Source organism: Pseudomonas lundensis (assembly GCF_001042985.1).
Lineage (GTDB): Bacteria > Pseudomonadota > Gammaproteobacteria > Pseudomonadales > Pseudomonadaceae > Aquipseudomonas > Aquipseudomonas lundensis.
Map to the genome: position 1 here is coordinate 225053 of NZ_JYKY01000001.1, position 20460 is coordinate 245512.

20 protein-coding genes are annotated in these 20460 nt (G+C 54.5%); 7 read left to right on the forward strand and 13 right to left on the reverse strand.

Annotated features, from left to right (window positions below):
* Window positions 1-104: 104 nt before the first annotated feature.
* Window positions 105-1610 carry a glycerol kinase GlpK gene (gene glpK, locus TU74_RS01030; protein ID WP_047278725.1) on the reverse strand — a complete coding sequence of 502 codons (1506 nt, stop codon included), beginning with the start codon at window positions 1608-1610 and terminating at the stop codon, window positions 105-107.
* 87 nt (window positions 1611-1697) lie between these two features.
* Entirely contained in the window at window positions 1698-2549 is an 852-nt protein-coding gene (locus TU74_RS01035) for an MIP/aquaporin family protein (protein WP_047273992.1), read from the reverse strand.
* Window positions 2550-2942: 393 nt separating this feature from the next.
* Here TU74_RS01035 and ybaK point away from each other — a divergent pair, with 393 nt between their 5' ends.
* A complete protein-coding gene (gene ybaK / locus TU74_RS01040) occupies window positions 2943-3413 on the forward strand; it encodes a Cys-tRNA(Pro) deacylase (protein WP_047273994.1) in 471 nt (156 codons plus the stop codon).
* 44 nt (window positions 3414-3457) lie between these two features.
* Here the strand turns inward: ybaK and TU74_RS01045 are convergent, their stop codons facing one another.
* Together TU74_RS01045 and argF are read right to left on the reverse strand one after the other, a co-directional pair.
* On the reverse strand, window positions 3458-4567 hold the full coding sequence (locus TU74_RS01045) for an ABC transporter ATP-binding protein (protein WP_047273996.1): 1110 nt from the start codon (window positions 4565-4567) through the stop codon (window positions 3458-3460).
* Complete coding sequence (gene argF, locus TU74_RS01050) at window positions 4564-5484, reverse strand: ornithine carbamoyltransferase (protein ID WP_047292620.1); 921 nt, start codon at window positions 5482-5484, stop codon at window positions 4564-4566. The genes TU74_RS01045 and argF overlap by 4 nt, the downstream gene beginning before the upstream one ends.
* 389 nt (window positions 5485-5873) lie before the next feature.
* Between argF and grxD the strand changes: the two genes are divergently transcribed.
* Entirely contained in the window at window positions 5874-6215 is a 342-nt protein-coding gene (gene grxD, locus TU74_RS01055) for a Grx4 family monothiol glutaredoxin (RefSeq protein WP_047273998.1), read from the forward strand.
* A 94-nt stretch (window positions 6216-6309) separates the two neighbouring features.
* Here grxD and bfr read toward each other — a convergent pair whose 3' ends face one another.
* Window positions 6310-6780 carry a bacterioferritin gene (bfr, locus tag TU74_RS01060; protein ID WP_047274000.1) on the reverse strand — a complete coding sequence of 157 codons (471 nt, stop codon included), beginning with the start codon at window positions 6778-6780 and terminating at the stop codon, window positions 6310-6312.
* Between the two features lie 199 nt (window positions 6781-6979).
* Entirely contained in the window at window positions 6980-7198 is a 219-nt protein-coding gene (locus tag TU74_RS01065; protein ID WP_047274002.1) for a bacterioferritin-associated ferredoxin, read from the reverse strand.
* Between the two features lie 277 nt (window positions 7199-7475).
* Here TU74_RS01065 and TU74_RS01070 point away from each other — a divergent pair, with 277 nt between their 5' ends.
* Window positions 7476-8078, forward strand: coding sequence for a peroxiredoxin (locus TU74_RS01070; protein ID WP_047274004.1), 603 nt, complete (start codon window positions 7476-7478; stop codon window positions 8076-8078).
* A 70-nt stretch (window positions 8079-8148) separates the two neighbouring features.
* Here the strand turns inward: TU74_RS01070 and rnt are convergent, their stop codons facing one another.
* Both rnt and pyrC read right to left on the reverse strand, forming a co-directional pair.
* Complete coding sequence (gene rnt / locus TU74_RS01075; protein WP_047274006.1) at window positions 8149-8820, reverse strand: ribonuclease T; 672 nt, start codon at window positions 8818-8820, stop codon at window positions 8149-8151.
* Window positions 8817-9863, reverse strand: a complete 1047-nt coding sequence (gene pyrC / locus TU74_RS01080) for a dihydroorotase (protein WP_048374614.1) — start codon at window positions 9861-9863, stop codon at window positions 8817-8819. Before pyrC ends, rnt begins: the two co-directional genes overlap by 4 nt.
* A 155-nt stretch (window positions 9864-10018) precedes the next feature.
* On the opposite strand from pyrC, the gene TU74_RS01085 reads away from it, so the two are divergent.
* Both TU74_RS01085 and TU74_RS01090 read left to right on the forward strand, forming a co-directional pair.
* Window positions 10019-10924, forward strand: coding sequence for a flagellar protein MotY (locus tag TU74_RS01085; RefSeq protein ID WP_047292478.1), 906 nt, complete (start codon window positions 10019-10021; stop codon window positions 10922-10924).
* A gap of 128 nt (window positions 10925-11052) precedes the next feature.
* A complete protein-coding gene (locus TU74_RS01090) occupies window positions 11053-12270 on the forward strand; it encodes an argininosuccinate synthase (RefSeq protein ID WP_048374615.1) in 1218 nt (405 codons plus the stop codon).
* Window positions 12271-12348: 78 nt separating this feature from the next.
* Here the strand turns inward: TU74_RS01090 and TU74_RS23025 are convergent, their stop codons facing one another.
* Window positions 12349-13137: a hypothetical protein gene (locus TU74_RS23025; protein WP_053069945.1), complete on the reverse strand. Its 789-nt coding sequence runs from the start codon at window positions 13135-13137 to the stop codon at window positions 12349-12351.
* A 989-nt stretch (window positions 13138-14126) separates the two neighbouring features.
* On the opposite strand from TU74_RS23025, the gene TU74_RS01100 reads away from it, so the two are divergent.
* Window positions 14127-14753 (forward strand): response regulator transcription factor, encoded by a 627-nt coding sequence (locus tag TU74_RS01100; RefSeq protein WP_047274014.1) that lies wholly within the window; start codon window positions 14127-14129, stop codon window positions 14751-14753.
* A 115-nt stretch (window positions 14754-14868) separates the two neighbouring features.
* Here the strand turns inward: TU74_RS01100 and TU74_RS01105 are convergent, their stop codons facing one another.
* The 4 genes from TU74_RS01105 to metG all read right to left on the reverse strand — a co-directional run bounded on the left by TU74_RS01105 (window position 14869) and on the right by metG (window position 19122).
* The gene (locus tag TU74_RS01105; protein WP_047274016.1) at window positions 14869-15051 is read right to left on the reverse strand and encodes a PA3496 family putative envelope integrity protein; all 183 of its coding nucleotides are present in this window, start codon (window positions 15049-15051) and stop codon (window positions 14869-14871) included.
* 106 nt (window positions 15052-15157) lie between these two features.
* On the reverse strand, window positions 15158-15796 hold the full coding sequence (gene nth / locus TU74_RS01110) for an endonuclease III (RefSeq protein ID WP_047278722.1): 639 nt from the start codon (window positions 15794-15796) through the stop codon (window positions 15158-15160).
* A gap of 69 nt (window positions 15797-15865) precedes the next feature.
* Window positions 15866-16861 carry an electron transport complex subunit RsxB gene (gene rsxB, locus TU74_RS01115; protein WP_048374616.1) on the reverse strand — a complete coding sequence of 332 codons (996 nt, stop codon included), beginning with the start codon at window positions 16859-16861 and terminating at the stop codon, window positions 15866-15868.
* 209 nt (window positions 16862-17070) lie between these two features.
* Window positions 17071-19122 carry a methionine--tRNA ligase gene (gene metG, locus TU74_RS01120; RefSeq protein WP_047292484.1) on the reverse strand — a complete coding sequence of 684 codons (2052 nt, stop codon included), beginning with the start codon at window positions 19120-19122 and terminating at the stop codon, window positions 17071-17073.
* A gap of 181 nt (window positions 19123-19303) precedes the next feature.
* Here metG and apbC point away from each other — a divergent pair, with 181 nt between their 5' ends.
* Window positions 19304-20398: an iron-sulfur cluster carrier protein ApbC gene (apbC, locus tag TU74_RS01125; RefSeq protein WP_047274024.1), complete on the forward strand. Its 1095-nt coding sequence runs from the start codon at window positions 19304-19306 to the stop codon at window positions 20396-20398.
* Window positions 20399-20460: the final 62 nt, after the last annotated feature.

Here is a 20460-nt window from a genome sequence, read left to right on the forward strand (position 1 = left end):
TCCATGATGCCGCAGGAAAGCGCCGTCTGCTACTCGCAGGTGAGAGCAAGCCAGCATGCAGCAGCCAGCGCGTGAAGCGCCAACTGCTGTATTTGGCGTGGGACTTAGTTGTTTTCTTCGTGGGGTTCCCAGTCGCGGGTACGGCTCACGGCCTTTTTCCAGCCAGCGTAAAGTTTCTCTTTGCTGGCTTCTTCAAGGGTGGGTTCGAACTCGCGTTCAATCACGGCCTTGCCGCGCAACTCGTCCAGGCTGCTCCAGAACCCGCACGCCAGACCCGCCAGATAGGCCGCACCCAGCGCAGTGGTTTCGCGCATTTGTGGACGTTCGACCATGGTCCCCAGAATGTCAGCCTGAAATTGCATCAGGAAGTTGTTGGCCACAGCACCACCGTCCACGCGCAGGGCTTTGAGGCGTTCGCCGGAGTCCTGCTGCATCGCGTCCAGCACATCGCGGGTTTGGTAGGCAATCGACTCAAGTGCTGCACGAATGATGTGATCAACGCGGACGCCACGGGTCAGGCCGAACAGGGCGCCCCGTGCATACGGGTCCCAATACGGTGCGCCAAGACCGGTAAAGGCGGGTACCAGGTACACGCCATTGCTGTCTTTGACCTTGCTGGCAAAGTACTCGGTGTCGTGGGCGTCGTTGATGATCTTTAATTCGTCGCGCAACCACTGCACGGTTGAACCACCGTTGAATACGGCGCCTTCCAGCGCATACGCCACTTCGCCACGGGGGCCGCAGGCGATGGTGGTCAGCATACCGTGGGTGGACTTGACCGCGTTGGTGCCGGTGTTCATCAGCAGGAAGCAACCGGTGCCGTAGGTGTTTTTGGCCTGGCCCGGCTCAACGCACATTTGGCCAAACAGCGCGGCTTGTTGGTCGCCCGCGATGCCGCCAATGGCGATGCCGCTTTTGGTGCGGCCATAGATCTCGGAGGACGATTTCACCTCCGGCAGCATTTCACGCGGGATGTCCAGGATGTCCAGCATCTTCGCATCCCACTCCAGCGTGTGGATGTTGAAGAGCATGGTGCGCGAGGCATTGGTGTAGTCGGTGACGTGGGTTTTGCCGCCGGTAAATTTCCAGATCAGCCAGCTGTCGACAGTGCCGAACAGCAGTTCGCCTTTGCGGGCGCGTTCGCGACTACCTTCAACGTTGTCGAGGATCCACTTCAGCTTGGTGCCGGAGAAGTACGGGTCAGTCACCAGGCCGGTGGTGTCGCTGATGTAGTGTTCGTGGCCGTCGCGCTTGAGCTGTTCGCAGATTTCAGTGCTGCGTCGGCACTGCCAGACGATGGCGTTATAGATCGGACGGCCGCTGACCTTGTCCCATACCACGGTTGTTTCACGCTGGTTGGTGATACCGATGGCCGCGACTTGATCGTGATGCAAGCCGGCCTGCGCCAGGGCTTCTACCATCACCGCGCTTTGGGTCGCGAAAATCTCCATCGGGTCGTGCTCGACCCAGCCTGCTTGCGGGTAATGCTGCTGGAACTCGCGTTGGGCGGTGCAGACCACGTTTGCGTCACGGTCAAAGATGATCGCTCGCGAACTGGTGGTGCCTTGGTCCAACGCAATGATGTAGTTCTTATTCTGAATGTCGGTCATGGGATTGCCTTGCAGAATGAAGTAATGGGTTCAGGGCGCGAGAAGATAACGGGCAGAGTCTCGTGCGCCCCGTTTCATAAGTCGATATCAGGACGCTTGGGTTTTCACTTCAGCGCTTGCTTGGGCATCCGTTGCCACAGGTTCGACGGCAGGCAGGTGGCGGGCAATCATCCCGCGGTAAATGGCTGCGCCGAGGCAAGCACCCACGATGGGTGCAAAGATTGGAACCAGGAAATAAGGAATATCGCGTGCGCCGGTGAACGAAACTTCACCCCAGCCCGCAAAGAAAGTCATCAGCTTAGGCCCGAAATCACGTGCAGGGTTCATTGCAAAACCGGTCAACGGGCCCATCGAACTGCCAATGACGGCAATCAGCAGGCCGATCAGTAAAGGCGCCATTGCCCCGCGTGGCAGACCATTTTTGTCGTCTGTCAGGGCCATGATGACGCCCATGAGGATGGCGGTAATCACCACTTCCACGAGAAAGGCTTGCAGCGTCGACAAGGATGGATGCGGGTACGTCGAGAAAACAGACGCCAGTTCCAGGCTCTCTTTACTGCCGCGCACCATTTGATGGGCTTGTTCGTAATCGAAGAACAGGTTGCTGTACAGCGTGTACACCAGTGCAGCGGCGCAAAACGCCCCCGCGACCTGCGCGAGGATATAGAACGGCAGTTTGCGTTTTTCAAAGTCGGTGAACAGGCACAGCGCAATACTGACGGCCGGGTTCAGGTGAGCACCTGACACGCCCGCCGTGAGGTAAATCGCCATGCTCACGCCAATGCCCCAGATGATGCTGATCTCCCACAAGCCGAAGCTTGCGCCCGCGACCTTGAGCGCCGCGACACAACCGGTTCCAAAGAAAATGAGAAGTGCGGTACCGAGAAACTCGGCCATACACTGGCCTGAAAGCGTGGGGTGCTGCGATGCAGTCGTCATGTGTAAAACCTCGTTTTTGTTGTTTTTTGACGTCGTCAGTCAGGTGGCAGTGGAGCTGCACACATACCGGGAATGGCTTATCCCGGTTTTTCGTGTGCGGGTAAATAGGAACATAATTTTGGCTGATATATTCAGAATCGAAAAAATATAGACAAGAAACACTGCTGTCAAAGGTCGAAAGTGAACGACCATTCACATTCTGACTTTTACCGGATGTTTTGGTATTGGTTTTTCTGTAAGCAAAGACTACAAATTGGTAGGGGAGGATGTAACGATTCAGCGCCCAGTTCATAGGGTATCCATATGGAACGCCCGTTCCAGCGCGTCTTGAGGGCCGAATTGCCCTAGAATCCACTCACTCAAGTGTGCCATCACCGAACGACAGGAATGCTCATGACCCCTGCACTGGACCTGCTGAAAAAAGTTCGCGCCGAACATCGGATACACAGCTATGAACATGACCCCAAAGCGGCTTCGTACGGTCATGAAGCGGCGGAAAAGCTTGGCTTGGCGCCCGCTCAGGTGTTCAAGACGTTGTTGGCCAGCAGTGAAAAGGGTGAATTATTGGTGGCTGTCGTACCGGTCGTCGGAAGTCTTGACCTAAAAGCGCTGGCACATGCCGCCGGAGTGAAAAAAGCCGAAATGGCAGACCCGGCAGCGGCGCAGCGCTCGACCGGCTATTTGTTGGGCGGGATCAGCCCGCTGGGGCAGAAGAAGCGCTTGCGTACCTTTATAGACAGCAGCGCTGAGGGTTTTGAGACGATTTATGTGAGCGCCGGTCGACGCGGGCTGGAGGTCGAATTGGCGCCCTCAGTGCTGGCAGAGCAGACGCGGGCGACCTTTGCGAATATTGGGCGGGTTTGAAGCACAGGCGACGCGGGCGTTACGTCGCTTGTGCTTCACCTAGTTCAGTGAGCGCTGCTCAAACGTCTTACACCTGAGTCGGTGTGGGGGATTTGCGCAGCGGTGCTGCCGCTGGTTTGAAACATCACCAGGTGCTCAGCCGCCACACGGATGCCAACTTCTGCGCCTGGAAGATGATCGACGTGGCTTGGGAAGATGGATTCCAGCTGACTGCCGGTCGGTAGTTGCAAGCGATACAGCGTCGATGCGCCGAGGAAGGTCTTGCCGATGATTCTGGCTTTCAGGTCGCTGTCCGGCGCATAGACAATATCGTCGGGGCGCAGCAGCACGTCGACGGCGCCGCCCGTTGGCCATGTGTAGGCGCGGTTGCCCTGCAGGACGCCAAGCTCTGTTTGCACCGACTCCGGGCTCAGTAACTGGCCGCGAATAAAGTAACCCTGACCAATGAAGCTCGCCACGTAAGGGGTCAGCGGTTCGTGGTAGAGGTTGTAAGGCGTATCCCACTGTTCCAACCGGCCCTCTTTGAACACGCCAACGTGGTCACTAACAGCGAAGGCTTCTTCCTGATCGTGTGTCACCAGAATCGCGCTGGTGCCGCGGGCTTTCAAAATATCCCGCACTTCGTGGCTCAGCTTGCGACGTAACTCGCCATCCAGATTGGAGAACGGCTCGTCCAGCAGAAGCAGCTGTGGCTCAGGCGCCAAGGCGCGCGCTAGCGCCACACGTTGCTGCTGGCCACCCGAAAGCTCATGGGGGAAACGCTTGCCGAGGTTTTTCAGGTTGACCAGTTCGAGCAGTTCTTCGGTGATACGGTCTTTGTTCGGCAGTTTGCGAATACCAAATGCAATGTTGTCGGCCACGCTGAGATGAGGGAAAAGCGCGTAGTCCTGAAACACCATGCCTATGCGACGTTTCTCCGGCGCGAGGGTGAAGCCTGCGCTGGAGATGATTTCGCCGCCCAGCTGGATTTCACCTTGATGCACAGGTTCAAAGCCTGCGATTGCACGAAGGGTGGTGGTCTTGCCGCAGCCTGAAGAGCCCAGCAGGCAACCGATGTCGCCGGCGTTGAGGTGCAGGTTGAGGTTTTGCACAACGCTCTGGCCCTGATAGCCACAGGCCAGATCACGAAGGTTCAGCAGAAGAGGTTGACTCATGCGTGGTGGTACGCCGGTTGTACAAGGAATTCGAGCAGCGCTTTTTGCGCGTGCAAACGGTTTTCAGCCTGGTCCCACGCAACGGAGCGGGGATCGTCCAGCAGGTCTTCGCTGATTTCTTCCCCGCGGTGCGCGGGTAAGCAGTGCATGAACAGCACATCGTCGGCCGCCAGATCGAGCAGTGCCTTGTTGACCTGATAAGGCGCGAACGTCTTCAGACGCTTGGCGGTTTCTTCTTCCTGACCCATGGAGGTCCAGACGTCGGTACTGACCAGGTGGGCGCCGGTTACTGCGTCTTGCGGGGCACGTACGATGGTGACGCGTTCGCCTGCCTGGGCCACGAACTCGGGGTTCGGTTCATAGCCTTCCGGGCAGGCGATGCGCAGTTGGAAGTCGAACTGGATGGCTGCTTCTATATAGCTGTTGCACATGTTGTTGCCGTCCCCGATCCAAGCCACGGTCTTGCCTTTGATCGAGCCGCGGTGTTCCAGAAACGTTTGCATGTCGGCCAGCAGTTGGCACGGGTGCAGATCGTCTGACAGACCATTGATCACTGGGACGCGAGAATTGGCTGCGAATTCAGTCAGGGTGCTGTGGGCGAAGGTACGGATCATCACGGCATCCAGCATGCGTGACATGACGATTGCGCAATCGCCGATGGGTTCGCCACGCCCCAGCTGGGTGTCACGCGGCGACAGGAAGATCGCCTGACCGCCGAGCTGGATCATGCCCGCTTCAAAGGACAAACGGGTGCGGGTGGACGATTTTTCGAAAATCATGCCCAGTACACGGTTTTTCAGCGGTTCGAAAAGCACGCCGCGATTGCGCAGGTCCTTGAGCTCGATGCCTCGACGAATCACGCTGCTAAGCTCTTCGGGCGTGCAATCCATCAGGGAGAGAAAGTGCCTTGCGCTCATCATTAACTACCTTCTTTTGCAACGACTGCAGATGCTCAAAGCCAGGTTTTTCAGAAAAACGGGCGAGACCTGCGGCGTTAGCCGCACGTGGCGACGAAATAGGGGAAGGCGCGATCTTATAAGGAAATGTCGCGTCTTGCCAATAAGGGTGTTGTTTGGGAGGTTTCAGGCGCTGTGTACGCGGCATGAGCGCGTGCACTGTAAGCACTAATGGGTGGATTACCTGCCCTCAGCGCCCCATTTGTACACTGCCCTGCCATGGGTTGGCAATTGATGGGCAGCAGATGCAGACTATTGTCGGTGGGGGAGACCGAGCGTGGTGCCTGGGTTTCCGTTACAATGCGCCACCGTGCCGACAACTGAGTCGGAAAGTTCAGCCGAGGTGCTCCATGGATATCATCGAAACGATCAAAGAACAGATTGCCAACAACACCATTCTGCTCTACATGAAAGGCTCACCGAATGCCCCGCAGTGCGGCTTTTCGGCCAAAGCTGCTCAGGCCGTAATGGGCTGTGGTGAAAAGTTCGCTTACGTGGACATCCTGCAGAACCCAGAGATTCGTGCCAATTTGCCCAAGTACGCTAACTGGCCGACCTTCCCGCAACTGTGGGTAGGTGGTGAGCTGGTGGGCGGCAGCGACATCATGGCGGAGATGTTTGCCAATGGTGAGCTGCAAACCCTGATCAAGGATGCCGCCGCTAAAGCCGCAGCCGCCAAGACCGAAGCCTAAGGGGCTTTGCGCGCGAGTTTGAATAAATTAGCACGCATTAAAAACCCCGCCACTGTTTAGACAGGGCGGGGTTTTTTATTGGCTGAGGTTTGGATTATTCACCCATCTGCGATTGCAGATAGTTCTCAAGACCCACTTTATCAATCAGGCCAAGCTGAGTTTCCAGCCAGTCAATATGTTCTTCTTCAGACTCCAGAATGTCTTCTAGAAGTTCTCGGCTACCAAAGTCGCCCACAACTTCGCAGTGTGCGATGGCTGCTTTCAGATCGGCATGGCCTGTGCGCTCAATGCGCAGGTCGCACTCAAGCATCTCCTTGGTGTGCTCGCCGATGTGCAGCTTGCCCAGGTCCTGCACGTTAGGCAGGCCTTCCAGGAAGAGAATGCGTTTGATCAGCTTGTCCGCGTGTTTCATCTCATCGATGGACTCGTGGTATTCGTGAGCACCCAACTTTTCCAGGCCCCAATCTTGATACATGCGCGCATGCAAGAAGTACTGATTGATTGCGACCAGCTCGTTGCCGAGAATTTTGTTGAGGTGCTGAATGACTGAAATGTCGCCTTTCATCGCGAGGGCCTGCCTTAATGAACTGTATATGCGCAAGAGTTTGATCTGCACACTTACACCTGTCAAACCTAAGTATTTGAATAATAAATGAAAATTAATCGGAATAAGAATGTTTGTATTCCGCGTCTAGGCCCTAAGCACTTGAATTAATGGCATAAAAAAACCGGACATCATGTCCGGTTCTCTTTAAATGGCTACATCAGGCGACTGAAAATTCTGCCGGGTAACTCATGGCTGCCTGGCTGGCTTGCAGGGAAGACAGGGTTTCGCGCACCACTTGCTTGGCCAGGCACGCACATTTGCCACATTGACTGGCAACACCGGTCGCTTCGCGAACTTCACGGTAGCTGCAGCAACCTTCATAGATTGCGTCTCGGATTTTTCCATCAGTGACGCCAGTGCAGAGGCAAACGTACATAAATAAGAACCATCGCTGGTTGGGATTCAATGCGAAGGATCTTAATGTTAACGAGAATGATTGTCAAAGCAACTTAGGTCTCGATTGCGGGTTTAATTCCTGATGCTGACGAACGGTGTCACGCCTAACCCGGGTGGCTTTAAAAAAGGGGGGAGGCCGGACCCGACGAGCGGTGTATGATGGCCGATCTTTTTTCATGCGCGAGCTGATTGTTAACCGTGTCATTACCCATGACTGGCCAGCTCCCGTTTACCACGCTGCACATCAGGAGATATCCATGAGCGTACTCGTAGGCAAACAAGCCCCTGACTTCACCGTCGCCGCCGTTCTGGGCAATGGCGAAATCGTTGATAGCTTTACGCTGTCCACCGCGATCAAAGGCAAATACGGCCTGGTGTTCTTCTACCCGCTGGACTTCACATTCGTTTGCCCGTCCGAGCTGATTGCTCTGGACCACCGCATTCCTGAGTTCAAAGCCCGTAACGTAGAAGTGGTGGCAGTCTCCATCGACTCTCACTTCACCCATAACGCATGGCGCAACACGCCGGTAAACAACGGCGGTATCGGTCAGGTGCAATACACCATGGCAGCCGATATGAAGCACGAAATCTGCAAAGCCTACGATGTTGAATCTGAGGGCGGTGTCGCTTTCCGTGGCGCATTCCTGATCGATGACAAGGGCATCGTTCGTTCGCAGATCGTGAATGACCTGCCTCTGGGCCGCAACATGGACGAACTGCTGCGTCTGGTTGACGCCCTGCAATTCCACGAAGAGCACGGCGAAGTGTGCCCTGCGAACTGGAAAAAAGGCGACAAAGGCATGACGGCTTCCACCGCGGGCGTAGCGGCTTACCTGTCCGAGAATGCTGACAAGCTGTAAGCGTCGGTTGAGGGTATAAAAAAACCGGACGTTATGTCCGGTTTTTTATGCAGAATAGAAAGTCCCGGACTCAGTCGTCGAAATCTTTCCAACCGCCCATTTGCTTCCAGCTGTTGACGATGCCACAGAACAGCTCTGCCGTTTTTTCGGTGTCGTAACGCGCCGAATGCGCTTCCCGCCCATCGAAGTCGATATCAGCAGCCTGACAGGCTTTGGCGAGTACAGTCTGGCCGTACGCCAGGCCAGCCAGTGTGGCGGTGTCGAAGCTTGAGAACGGATGGAACGGGTTGCGTTTCATGTCCAGTCGAGCAACCGCAGCGTTCAGGAAGCCGAGGTCGAAACTGCTGTTATGGCCAACCAGGATGGCGCGTTTGCAGCCATTGGCTTTCAAGGCTTTGCGAACACCGCGGAAGATGTCAGTCAGGGCTGTTTCTTCGCTGACAGCCATGCGCAATGGATGATCCAGCTTGATACCGGTGAACTCCAGCGCAGCCGGTTCAATGTTGGCGCCTTCGAACGGTTCCACGCGGTGGAAATAGGTGTGTTCAGGGAACACGAAGCCTTTCTCGTCCATGCCGATCGTGACCGCTGCGATTTCCAGCAATGCATCGGTTGAGCTGTTGAAACCGCCGGTTTCAACATCGATCACCACTGGCAGGTAACCGCGAAAGCGCTCAGCCATGGGGTGACGTGGGCCGCCATGCCCGCCTTCATGTTCATCGTCGAAATGGTCGTCACTCACAGCTGTTCCTCCAGCAGGCGCCAGCGCAGTTTTTCACCGGCGCGCAGCGGGATTACGGTCAGCTCACCGAACGGCAGGCTGGTTGGGGCAGTCCACTCCTGGCGAACCAGTGTGATGTGTTCGGTGCTGGGTGCCAGTCCGTAGAAGCGAGGTCCGTTGAGGCTGGCAAAAGCCTCCAGCTTGTCCAGCGCATTACGCTGTTCGAAGGCTTCGGCGTACAACTCGATGGCTGCGTAGGAGGTGTAGCAACCAGCGCAGCCACAGGCCGCTTCTTTGGCGTGCTGGGCATGCGGTGCGGAGTCGGTCCCCAGGAAGAACTTCTCGCTACCGCTGGTTGCTGCATCGAGCAGGGCATGCTGATGAGTATTACGCTTCAGGATCGGCAAGCAATAGAAGTGCGGGCGTATCCCCCCCACCAGCATATGGTTGCGGTTGTAAAGCAGGTGATGAGCAGTAATCGTTGCGGCGACTTGACTGGACGCTTCGTTGACGAACTGCACGGCGTCCGCAGTGGTGATGTGTTCGAACACCACTTTGAGCGTCGGAAAACGCTCTACAACACGGCGCATGTGCTCGTCGATGAAGATTTTCTCGCGATCAAATACGTCCACATCGGTGCGTGTCACTTCGCCGTGAATCAGCAAGGGCATTCCGACTTCAGCCATGGTTTCCAGCACCGGGAAAATAGCGTCAATACTGGTGACGCCAGAGTCGGAGTTGGTCGTTGCGCCTGCAGGATATAGCTTTGCAGCGTGTACGAAACCACTGGCTTTGGCTGTGCGAATGTCTTCAGGCTGTGTGCGATCGGTCAGATAGAGCACCATCAGCGGCTCGAAGCGGCTACCCGCAGGGCGAGCGGCCAAAATACGCTGGCGATAGGCATCAGCTTCGGCGGCATTACGCACCGGAGGCACCAGGTTGGGCATGATGATGGCGCGGCCAAAAGTGCGCGCTACATCCGCGACAGTGTGAGGCAACACAGCACCATCTCGAAGATGTATGTGCCAGTCATCGGGACGCAGAAGGGTCAGGCGGTCGGACATTGGGGATTCCAGGCGGGTCAAACTGAGGCGAATCCTACCGGAAAACACTCTGTCAGGCACTCGCTATCAAGTTTTGCGGCGCTTAACCGATATCTTTTGAGAATGTCGTCTATCTGTTTGCTGTTTTTTTGCAGTACAAGCCTGTGGAGCCGCCCGTGCGCCAGCGTTATCTAGCCCTACTCAGTATGTTTGCCAGCCTGCCTGCCATGGCCCTGACTTTCCAGACCCGTCTGGAGAATATCGAGTGGAAGGTGGAAGGTGACAAATTCGAGTGCCGTCTGATTCAGCCCATCACGGACTTCGGTTCCGGGGTTTTCGTGCGCCGTGCGGGTGAACAGGCCATTTTTCGCCTGAATGCCTTCAACGCCATGCTCGGTGAGGGTTCTGCCACGTTGCTGGCTGCCGCAGCTCCCTGGCAGCCGGGGCGCGGAGATATCAACCTTGGCTCGGTACGTATTGGTCGGGGTCAAGTCTTGTTCAACAGTTCCCAGGCACAGGCCGCAAGCCTGGTGCGCGGTTTGCTGGAGGGGCGTACTCCGTTAGTCAGGCATTATTCCTCGACCAGCGGAACGTCCGAGGTTCGTTTGCTACCCGTCAAGTTTCGTCAGGCGTATAGCGATTACGAAGCCTGTACGACCAAACTGTTACCCAAAAACTTTGAACAGGTACGTCAAAGCCAGATCGGTTTTCCCGGGGGAGGGATCGATCTGGACAATCAGGCGCGGGCAAACTTACAGGTCATGGTGGAATACATGAAGGCAGATCCTTCGGTAAACCACATCACGCTGGATGGGCACTCGGACAACTCCGGTAATCGTCTGACCAATCGTGATTTGTCCCGGCGCCGAGCCTTGGCCGTGATGGATTTCTTCAAAGAAAACGGGATTCAAGAGTCGCAAATCACCCTGCGGTTTCACGGAGAACAGTACCCGTTGGTGCGCAATTCCAGCGCTGCGAATCGTGCAAGAAATCGCCGTGTCAGCGTGCGGCTTGAACGGGTCGCCGCGCCGGAAAAAACCACTTCCCCTGTAGGTACCACAAACCCTGCAAGCGTCTCTTAAAGCAGTCACCGTCGTCGCGCTATTGAAACTAACTGTCGCTTTGTCGTCTTAAGCTGTCGCGCCTCTGTAATTTTTGCAACTTGAGCGGTAGACTGTTCGGCTTTTCGAACAACCCGTGGAGTGATGGCATGGCGGACGTAAACAAGGTCGTTCTGGCTTATTCGGGCGGCCTGGACACTTCGGTGATCCTGAAGTGGCTGCAGGATACTTATAACTGTGAAGTCGTAACCTTTACCGCTGACCTGGGTCAGGGTGAAGAGGTCGAACCTGCACGTGCCAAGGCGCAAGCCATGGGCGTCAAGGAAATCTATATTGACGACCTGCGCGAAGAGTTTGTTCGAGACTTCGTGTTCCCGATGTTCCGCGCCAATACTGTTTACGAAGGTGAGTACCTGCTGGGTACCTCCATCGCTCGTCCGCTGATTGCCAAACGCCTGATTGAAATCGCCAACGAAACGGGCGCTGATGCCATTTCCCACGGTGCTACCGGTAAAGGCAACGACCAGGTACGTTTCGAGCTTGGGGCCTACGCACTGAAACCCGGCGTAAAAGTCATTGCGCCGTGGCGTGAATGGGATCTGCTCTCGCGTGAAAAATTGATGGATTACGCTGAAAAGCATGCAATCCCTATCGAACGTCACGGTAACAAAAAATCCCCTTACTCCATGGACGCCAACCTGCTTCATATCTCGTACGAAGGCGGTGTGCTGGAAGACACCTGGACCGAGCACGAAGAAGACATGTGGCGCTGGACCAAGTCCCCGGAAGATGCGCCGAACACCCCGACGTATCTGGAACTGACCTATCGCAATGGCGACATCGTGGCGTTGGACGGCGTTGAAATGACGCCTGCGACGGTTTTGGCCACTCTGAATCGTATTGGTGGGGAAAACGGCATTGGCCGTCTGGATATTGTTGAAAACCGCTACGTTGGCATGAAATCCCGTGGTTGCTACGAAACCCCGGGCGGCACCATCATGCTGCGTGCTCACAGGGCGATAGAGTCGATTACGCTGGACCGCGAAGTGGCGCACTTGAAAGATGAGTTGATGCCTAAATACGCCAGCCTGATTTACACCGGCTACTGGTGGAGCCCGGAGCGCGTTATGTTGCAACAGATGATTGACGCCTCTCAAGCCCACGTGAATGGTGTAGTTCGTCTAAAACTCTACAAAGGTAATGTCATCGTTACCGGCCGTAAGTCCGATCAATCGTTGTTTGATGCAAATATTGCAACTTTTGAGGAGGATGGTGGTGCTTACAATCAGGCTGATGCAGCTGGTTTTATCAAGCTAAACGCACTGCGCATGCGCATTGCGGCGAACAAGGGCCGTAGCTTTTTCTGATTAAGAGCGGCTTTCGAAAAAAACCCCGGCCACTGGTCGGGGTTTTTTTTAGGTGAGTGTTTAGGCATGACTATATGTTCAATAGGTTGTGCTCAATGCGTCTGTTTCAGTGTTGTAAGTGAAAATAGTGGTTGTCTCCCATAGCTGAAATTTTTTATAAATCAGGGGGGGTAAAGGGTGTTTGTTTATCAGTGCGTTGACGTGGCTATTGATTAATAGGATAAGCACCTTGTTTTTGTCGGCCGAGTGTCTTGCTGAGGTCATGGTTTCGTAAATTAATGACAGCACTTCTTCAAGTTCATGTTTGTTCATCAAGTGTTTGTCCGAACGTGTCAGGTTGGCAACGTGCAACCCCTCTGTAATGGCCCTTCTAAAGGTTTTGTGTTTGGCTGAATCCATTTCTTTATGCCGTTTGCCAGCCTCTGTGAGCGTCTTTTTGGTGCTTTGTTTAAGGTGGGCTTGTTGGGCATATGTTTGGCTTTGAGGCAGCAGTATGAGGTTGTGCGGGGTGCAAAAGCTAAACCTGATGTCTGGGTGATCGGTTATTTTTTTTGGCGCTGATTTCGAGCGTGCAGGCAGACTGTCATGACATTCTTTGCCTGGTTGTATTGCGTGAATGTTGGATTCTAAAAAGTTTTTTTCATTTGAGAAATCCGAGGGCGAGTAGAGTCTTTTGTTATTGAAATTTAAAGTTATAAAGAAAAGTATAACCAGCGCAATCGGGAAAGCGACTAAAAACCAAACGTAGATCTCCTGATTCTCCTTGTTAATGTAAGGCAGGGACACGGAGGCTGAGGCTTGCGTCAGTATTGAGAAAATGGCAATCACCGTCAGCGGATTTTTGGTGGTGGGTTTGCTCTTAAGCATAAGGGAACCTATTTGTCTGAAAAGACCTCGATTAATGAAGGAAAGTAAGAGTAGTCGGATGGAAATTATTTTTCGATGTTATTAAGAGGTCTTAGGCGTTTTTAATAGTGTGTCTATTTATAAACTTAGACGTGGGGTTTTGAATGTGCAAGTTTAACGTTGTTTGAAGTGGGCGATAGGTGATGAATGTTTTGCCCCTGAAATTTTTTTGGATGTAGTCCTGATCGCAAGTCGAAGAAGGAGTTTTTACGGGGATTAATCCTTTCTCGCGCTGATGTTTTATGCGTCATTGATGTCTCTGTTTTCAGCGTTATGGCGAGTCCTGTAAAAATATGAGTTAAATGATCCTTGCATATTTTTCCGAATGATCTGTAGTACCTTTCCTTAAGTGATAATTTGAAATACTTTCTTGAGAAATAAGAGTAGATTTTGCCGGGTGAGATTAAACGTGTGTGGCGGCACATAAGAGCGTGCTAGTGTGGTTCGCCTGCATAGTTTAAGAATATTTTGTAGTGATATTTATGTGTATCCACTGTCTTCAGACGAATTTTCATGTCTGTACGTGTTGTCACAACGAATATCATTGATATAAGGTTTGTCACAAGTAAATGAGTCTAAGGCTGTTTTTGAAACGCAGCAGGTGCATGTGTCAATCCACATAAGGGAGGGATCTCAGGAAGTAAATGACATGTATGGTGTTACGTCAAAGTGTCGCTTGCGTAGGTGCGATGGAATTGCAATAAAACACTCGTTTGATTAATCGTGTGTCCGTACATGCTGTGGGATACGGTTTTTATTTCGTGAGGATGTCCACGCTTTGACAAGCGGGAAGCTTTTCTTTAGAGCAGTTTTTTGTAGGGAAAATCGTTATTTTATGTAGGTGATGTCTTTGGCTGTTAGTGCTCGGGGGGGGGCGCTATGCCCAGGGTGTTACGACTAGGCTATTGTGCTGACTCTAAAAATTCGAACAGCGAAAATTGGAATTACCCATGAATAAAGTGCTGATCGTGGATGATCATCCCGTGATCCGTCTTGCTGTACGTATGCTCATGGAACGACATGGCTATGAAGTCGTTGCTGAGACGGATAACGGTGTGGATGCATTACAACTTGCGCGTGAACATGCGCCGGATATTGTGATACTCGACATAGGGATACCTAAGCTGGACGGGCTGGAAGTGATTGCTCGTCTTTCAACTCCGGCGCTGCCTGTGAAAGTACTGGTTTTAACTTCACAAGCGCCGGGACATTTTTCCATGCGTTGCATGCAAGCCGGGGCGGCGGGATATGTATGCAAGCAGCAGGATCTGACAGAGTTACTCAGTGCAATAAAAGCGGTGTTGTCGGGTTACAGTTACTTTCCTAATCAGGCATTGCACTCAGTGCGTACCAGTCTCGGCAATGCCAGTGAGGCCGATATGGTTAATCGGTTATCGGGCAGGGAGATGATGGTGCTGCAGCAATTAGCGCGCGGGAAAAGTAACAAGGACATTGCCGACGGGATGTTCTTGAGTAACAAGACAGTCAGTACATACAAAACGCGCTTGTTACTGAAACTCAATGCCCGATCCCTGGTTGATCTGATCGAGCTTGCTCAGCGAAACGGCTTGGTGTGAACGGCGGCGCCATTACGTTTCACCTTTAGACGGCTATCTCGCGTGTGTAGCGAGATAGCCGTACGCTCTGGCTCCCAGAAAAAAAGCCTCTTTGTGCAGGAGGCTTTCCAGCTGATCAGAGATCGAAGTCATAGTCCGAAAGCTGCTTCTGGAGTCTTCTTTCTTCCAGAAGATTATCAATGGTTCTGCGTTTGGCGAGATTGGTCTTCGCCACCTCCGGAGCCGGGACGACCTCTTCCTCCTGCTCGTCTGACACAAGCTCTTCGTCTACATCCAGTTCTTCTTTGCCAGTGCTCATTCTGCTCACTCCAGACCAAGACAGCTATTGGCGCCCCTTATAGCGACAAACATCGCCAGGGTAAAAAAGATTTTCTCAATCGATCAGTGAATAAAATCGCTATCGCTCAATCATCAGACGTCTTTTCCTTAAAGTCGCACAGGTCTTCAATTCGGCAGCTCCCGCATCTGGGCTTACGTGCTTGGCACACATAGCGCCCATGGAGGATGAGCCAATGGTGCGCATCCAGCAGGTAGGGCTTGGGCACGAACTTCATCAGTTGCTTTTCGACCTCCACCACATTTTTGCCCGGCGCCAAGCCGGTACGGTTGCTTACACGAAAAATATGAGTATCGACGGCCATGGCAACCTGCCTGAACGCGGTGTTTAGCACCACATTCGCCGTTTTGCGGCCGACACCCGGAAGTGCTTCGAGCGCTTCCCGTGTCTGCGGCACTTGGCTGTCATGTCGCTCAATCAGTAACCGGCATGCCTCAATCACGTTTTTGGCCTTGCTGTTATACAAGCCGATGGTCTTGATGTACTCCGATAAGCCGTCCACTCCCAGAGCGTAGATGGCTTCTGGCGTATTCGCGACCGGAAACAATTTGGCCATAGCCTTGTTGACGCTCACGTCGGTTGCCTGTGCGGACAAAATAACCGCGATCAACAGTTCGAAGGGCGATGAGTAAGCCAGCTCCGTTTTGGGCTCAGGATTGTCTTCGTGGAATCGACGAAATATTTCAAGGCGCTTTGCGGCGTTCATGAGTAGTGGCGTTTCCTGATGGGCTGTCGGTTTATGCGCGGTAGAAAATGTGTATCAATCTGAAAAATATCAAGCGCTAGCGTCGTGCAACGAAATAATCAGCCGTTCTGCGCGATCCGCGGCCTCTTTTAATGGCGCCAACTCTTCGGTTGAGCGATTCAGGCTGATGGCTTTGTTCAGCTCTGCCCGGCGCAGTGCCAATTGAATTTTTGCGCGCTTGAGATCGGCGCCCTGGGTGCTGGCTGTGGGCGCCAAGGGCTGAGGTGTTTTTTCAAGTGTCGCCAATACCTGTTCGGCAGATTCAAATTGTTGCCCGAGCACGTTGAGTTGGGCTTGTTGTTGCGCTGTAGGAGGGTGGCCAAAGGCTTTGAGTGACTTGTGCAGTTGAGCGCGGGCCATGGCCAGCGTAATTTTGGCCTTTTTAAGCGTCGCTTCATCGCTGCCGGGTGTGCTGGAGATGGATTGCACGTCGGATTCGCGCGTTGTCGGGTGGCCCACCGCAACAGGTTGGGAGCGTGCAGCGCGTGCGGCTTGCCTGATCTCATCTTCACGCTTGAGGCGGGCTTCACGTTGTTCATAACGAAAACGTGCATGTTGCCGTTTTTGTGCGCGGGCTTGGTACTCGTCCGTACGCTGTGCAAGCCCACCAATCACCGCAATGACGTTCTCGGGGAGTGGGCGCATTTCAATGCAGTCTACCGGGCAGGGCGCAACACACAGGTCGCAGCCTGTGCATTCATCCACGATTACGCTGTGCATCAGCTTGGCAGCGCCGAGAATGGCATCAACCGGGCAAGCCTGAATGCATTTGGTGCAGCCGATGCATTCAGCTTCGCGGATGTAGGCAACTTGAGCTGCAGCAGATCCGCGCTCTGCGTCGAGGGCAATGACAGGCACCTGGAGCAACTGTGCGAGGGCATGAAGGGTTTCTTCGCCACCAGGAGGGCATTTGTTAATCGCTTCGCCCTGCGCAATCCCTTGTGCATAAGGTTTGCAGCCCGGGTGGCCGCATTTTCCGCACTGGGTTTGCGGCAATAAGGCGTCGATCTGTTGTATCAGGCTCATTGTGTGATGTTTCCAACGACAGCAAGCCGTCCGCTGCGCTCATGATCAGGGAATCATCGAAACGGGCTTGGTAGTAACGCGTGAATGTCAGGTCAGTCATGGTCGCCGTCAAGCGAGGGTGCTGATTATCCGATAAGGCAGGAAGGGAGGCTACTGTAGAACGTTCGCTGACGACCCGCAGGTCGTCAGCGAATGTGAGGCGCGGTGTCTTACTTGATGCGTTGACCCGGCTTGGCGCCACTGTCAGGGCTCAGCAGGTAAATTTCTTCACCGCCCGGGCCTGCCGCCATGACCATGCCTTCCGAAATGCCGAAACGCATTTTGCGCGGCTTGAGGTTGGCAATCATCATCGTCAGGCGACCTTCGAGTGCGGCCGGGTCCGGGTAGGCACTTTTGATCCCGGAGAACACGTTGCGCTGTTCGTCGCCGATGTCGAGGGTCAGGCGCAACAATTTGTCGGCACCTTCAACGGCCTCTGCCTTGAGAATCAAGGCCACGCGCAGGTCAACGGCGGCGAAAGCGTCAAAGTCGATCTCGGCTGCCAGAGGTTCTTTTACCAGTTCGCCGTTACCTTTGGGGGCGGCGGAGCCAGTGTCGGTCTGGCTCGCAGCCAGGTCTTCTTTCGATGCGTCAGTCATGGCCTGTACTTTTACCGGGTCAATGCGGGTCATCAGTGGTTTGAATGCATTCAACTGATGATTGCTCAGCAGTGTGGTGTGATCGTCCCACGTCAACGGCGACACATTGAGGAATGCCTCTGCATCGGCGGCCAGTACCGGCAGCACAGGCTTGAGGAAAATGATCAACTGACGGAACAGGTTGATACCCAGTGCGCACACCGCCTGGACTTCGTCCTGTTTACCTTCCTGCTTGGCCATGGCCCATGGGGCTTTTTCGGCAATCCAGGCGTTGGCGCGGTCGGCCAATGCCATGATTTCGCGCATGGCGCGTGCGAAGTCGCGTGCTTCATAGGCTTCGGCAATGCTCGGAGCGGCCGCCAGAAATGCATCGGTCAGCTCAGGTGCTGCGTTGCCTTCAACCAACACGCCCGCATTGCCCTTGTGGACAAAGCCTGCGCAGCGGCTGGCAATGTTCACCACTTTGCCGACCAGGTCAGAGTTGACCTTTTGCACGAAATCTTCGAGGTTGAGGTCCAGGTCGTCGACCCCGCGACCCAGTTTCGAGGCGTAGTAGTAACGCAGGTATTCAGGCGACAGGTGGTCCAGGTACGTGCGGGCCTTGATAAAGGTGCCGCGGGATTTGGACATTTTCTGGCCGTTGACCGTCAGATAGCCGTGCACGTTGATGGCCGTTGGCTTGCGATAACCTGCGCCTTCGAGCATGGCGGGCCAGAACAGGGCGTGGAAGTTCACGATGTCCTTGCCGATGAAGTGATACAGCTCGGCGGTGGAGTCTTTGGCCCAGTAGGCGTCGAAATCCAGATCAGGACGGCGTGCGCAGAGGTTCTTGAAACTGGCCATGTAGCCGATGGGTGCATCCAGCCATACATAGAAATATTTGCCGGGCTCATCGGGGATTTCAAAACCGAAGTAGGGTGCATCGCGTGAGATGTCCCACTGTTGCAGACCCGCATCGAGCCATTCGGCAATTTTGTTTGCGACGGCATCTTGCAAGGCACCGCTTCGCGTCCAGCTTTTGAGCATGGCGTCGAAGTCTGGCAGCTTGAAGAAGAAGTGTTGCGACTCTTTGAGAACCGGTGTGGCACCGGAAATCGCTGATTTCGGGTTCTTGAGATCCGTGGGTGCGTAGGTGGCACCACATTTTTCGCAGTTGTCGCCGTATTGATCTTCAGTGCCGCATTTCGGGCAGGTGCCCTTGATGAAGCGGTCGGCCAGGAACATTTTCTTTTCCGGGTCGAAGTACTGAGTAATTGAGCGAGTTGCGATATGGCCCGCTTCGCGCAGCTTGATGTAGATCGCACTCGACAGCTCACGGTTTTCTTCGGCGTGGGTCGAGTGGAAATTATCGAAGTCAACGAGGAAGTCGGCAAAGTCGGCGCTGTGTTCAGCCTGGACGTTGGCGATCAGTTGCTCTGGCGTGATGCCTTCTTTTTCAGCGCGCAACATGATTGCCGAGCCGTGGGCGTCGTCTGCGCAAACATACGTGCATTGGTTGCCGCGTTGCTTCTGGAAGCGCACCCACATATCGGTCTGGATGTACTCAAGCATATGGCCAAGGTGGATTGAACCATTGGCATAGGGCAGGGCGCTGGTGACGAGGATCTTGCGTGGCTCGGACATGGGGCTCGGCTACTTGATGAGACGGTGGTCGGCCACTATAAAGCGCCGGGCGATATATTTCACCCCGTGGACACGTATCTGAGGGTTTATGGTGGTTTCAAGGCTTTTAAAAGCCTGCTTTGGTTGCTTCAGAAGGTTAGGATAGCGGCCTGTTTTAATCAGATCTTTTCGGGAGTTGCCCATGAGCGCCGTCAATCGCGCAGCGGTGGAGGCTGTCCTTCGCCAGTACACCGACCCTTACTTGAATCAGGACCCTGTGTCTGCCGGCTGCGTCCGTCATGTCGATGTCCAGGGCGATCGCGTCAGCGTGCAACTGGAATTGGGCTACGCCGCCGGTCTGTTCAAAAATGGCTGGGCGCAGATGCTGCAAATGGCCATTGAAAACATGGATGGCGTGTCAGTTGCCAAGGTTGAGGTCAACTGCGTGATTGCAGCGCACAAGGCCCAGGCGCAAATCCCGGGGCTGGCCAATGTTAAAAACATCGTGGCGGTGGCCTCGGGCAAGGGGGGCGTGGGCAAATCCACCACGGCCGCAAACCTTGCGTTGGCACTGGCGCGCGAAGGTGCGCGGGTCGGTATTCTGGATGCCGACATTTATGGGCCGAGCCAGGGGGTAATGTTTGGTATCCCGGAAGGTACACGGCCGAAGATCCGTGACCAGAAATGGTTTGTGCCGATTGAGGCCCACGGCGTTGAAGTGATGTCCATGGCCTTTTTGACCGATGACAACACGCCGATGGTGTGGCGTGGGCCGATGGTGTCTGGCGCGCTGTTGCAACTGGTGACGCAGACGGCCTGGAATGATCTCGACTACTTGGTGATTGATATGCCGCCGGGCACTGGGGACATCCAGCTGACCCTGGCGCAGAAAGTTCCGGTCACCGGGTCTGTCGTGGTGACCACGCCTCAAGACCTGGCATTGCTGGATGCGCGTAAAGGTGTCGAAATGTTCCGCAAGGTCAATATCCCGGTATTGGGGGTTGTCGAGAACATGGCGGTCCACATCTGCTCCAATTGCGGTCACGCAGAGCATCTGTTCGGCGAGGGCGGGGGTGAGAAGCTCGCGACGCAATATGGTGTTGAGGTGTTGGCCTCACTGCCACTGTCGATGGCCATTCGCGAGCAGGCGGACAGCGGCAAGCCGACGGCGATTGCCGAACCGGACAGCCAGATCGCAATGATTTATCAGGAATTGGCCCGGCATGTGGGCGCACGCATCGTCTTGCACGAAGCCGCATCACAAGCCATGCCGACCATCACCACCAGCGACGATTGAAATTCGGCAGCGGGGGCGGGCTGGCTCGCCCCTGTTGAAGTACGGGGCACGTGTTGCTTTTA

Bases quoted from the DNA above. Each gene is read 5' to 3' on its own strand.
- glpK (WP_047278725.1), bottom strand. From the start codon at position 1,610: ATGACCGACATTCAGAATAAGAACTACATCATTGCGTTGGACCAAGGC.
- TU74_RS01035 (WP_047273992.1), bottom strand. From the start codon at position 2,549: ATGACGACTGCATCGCAGCACCCCACGCTTTCAGGCCAGTGTATGGCC.
- ybaK (WP_047273994.1), top strand. From the start codon at position 2,943: ATGACCCCTGCACTGGACCTGCTGAAAAAAGTTCGCGCCGAACATCGG.
- TU74_RS01045 (WP_047273996.1), bottom strand. From the start codon at position 4,567: ATGAGTCAACCTCTTCTGCTGAACCTTCGTGATCTGGCCTGTGGCTAT.
- argF (WP_047292620.1), bottom strand. From the start codon at position 5,484: ATGAGCGCAAGGCACTTTCTCTCCCTGATGGATTGCACGCCCGAAGAG.
- grxD (WP_047273998.1), top strand. From the start codon at position 5,874: ATGGATATCATCGAAACGATCAAAGAACAGATTGCCAACAACACCATT.
- bfr (WP_047274000.1), bottom strand. From the start codon at position 6,780: ATGAAAGGCGACATTTCAGTCATTCAGCACCTCAACAAAATTCTCGGC.
- TU74_RS01065 (WP_047274002.1), bottom strand. From the start codon at position 7,198: ATGTACGTTTGCCTCTGCACTGGCGTCACTGATGGAAAAATCCGAGAC.
- TU74_RS01070 (WP_047274004.1), top strand. From the start codon at position 7,476: ATGAGCGTACTCGTAGGCAAACAAGCCCCTGACTTCACCGTCGCCGCC.
- pyrC (WP_048374614.1), bottom strand. From the start codon at position 9,863: ATGTCCGACCGCCTGACCCTTCTGCGTCCCGATGACTGGCACATACAT.
- TU74_RS01090 (WP_048374615.1), top strand. From the start codon at position 11,053: ATGGCGGACGTAAACAAGGTCGTTCTGGCTTATTCGGGCGGCCTGGAC.
- TU74_RS23025 (WP_053069945.1), bottom strand. From the start codon at position 13,137: ATGCTTAAGAGCAAACCCACCACCAAAAATCCGCTGACGGTGATTGCC.
- TU74_RS01100 (WP_047274014.1), top strand. From the start codon at position 14,127: ATGAATAAAGTGCTGATCGTGGATGATCATCCCGTGATCCGTCTTGCT.
- TU74_RS01105 (WP_047274016.1), bottom strand. From the start codon at position 15,051: ATGAGCACTGGCAAAGAAGAACTGGATGTAGACGAAGAGCTTGTGTCA.
- nth (WP_047278722.1), bottom strand. From the start codon at position 15,796: ATGAACGCCGCAAAGCGCCTTGAAATATTTCGTCGATTCCACGAAGAC.
- rsxB (WP_048374616.1), bottom strand. From the start codon at position 16,861: ATGAGCCTGATACAACAGATCGACGCCTTATTGCCGCAAACCCAGTGC.
- metG (WP_047292484.1), bottom strand. From the start codon at position 19,122: ATGTCCGAGCCACGCAAGATCCTCGTCACCAGCGCCCTGCCCTATGCC.
- apbC (WP_047274024.1), top strand. From the start codon at position 19,304: ATGAGCGCCGTCAATCGCGCAGCGGTGGAGGCTGTCCTTCGCCAGTAC.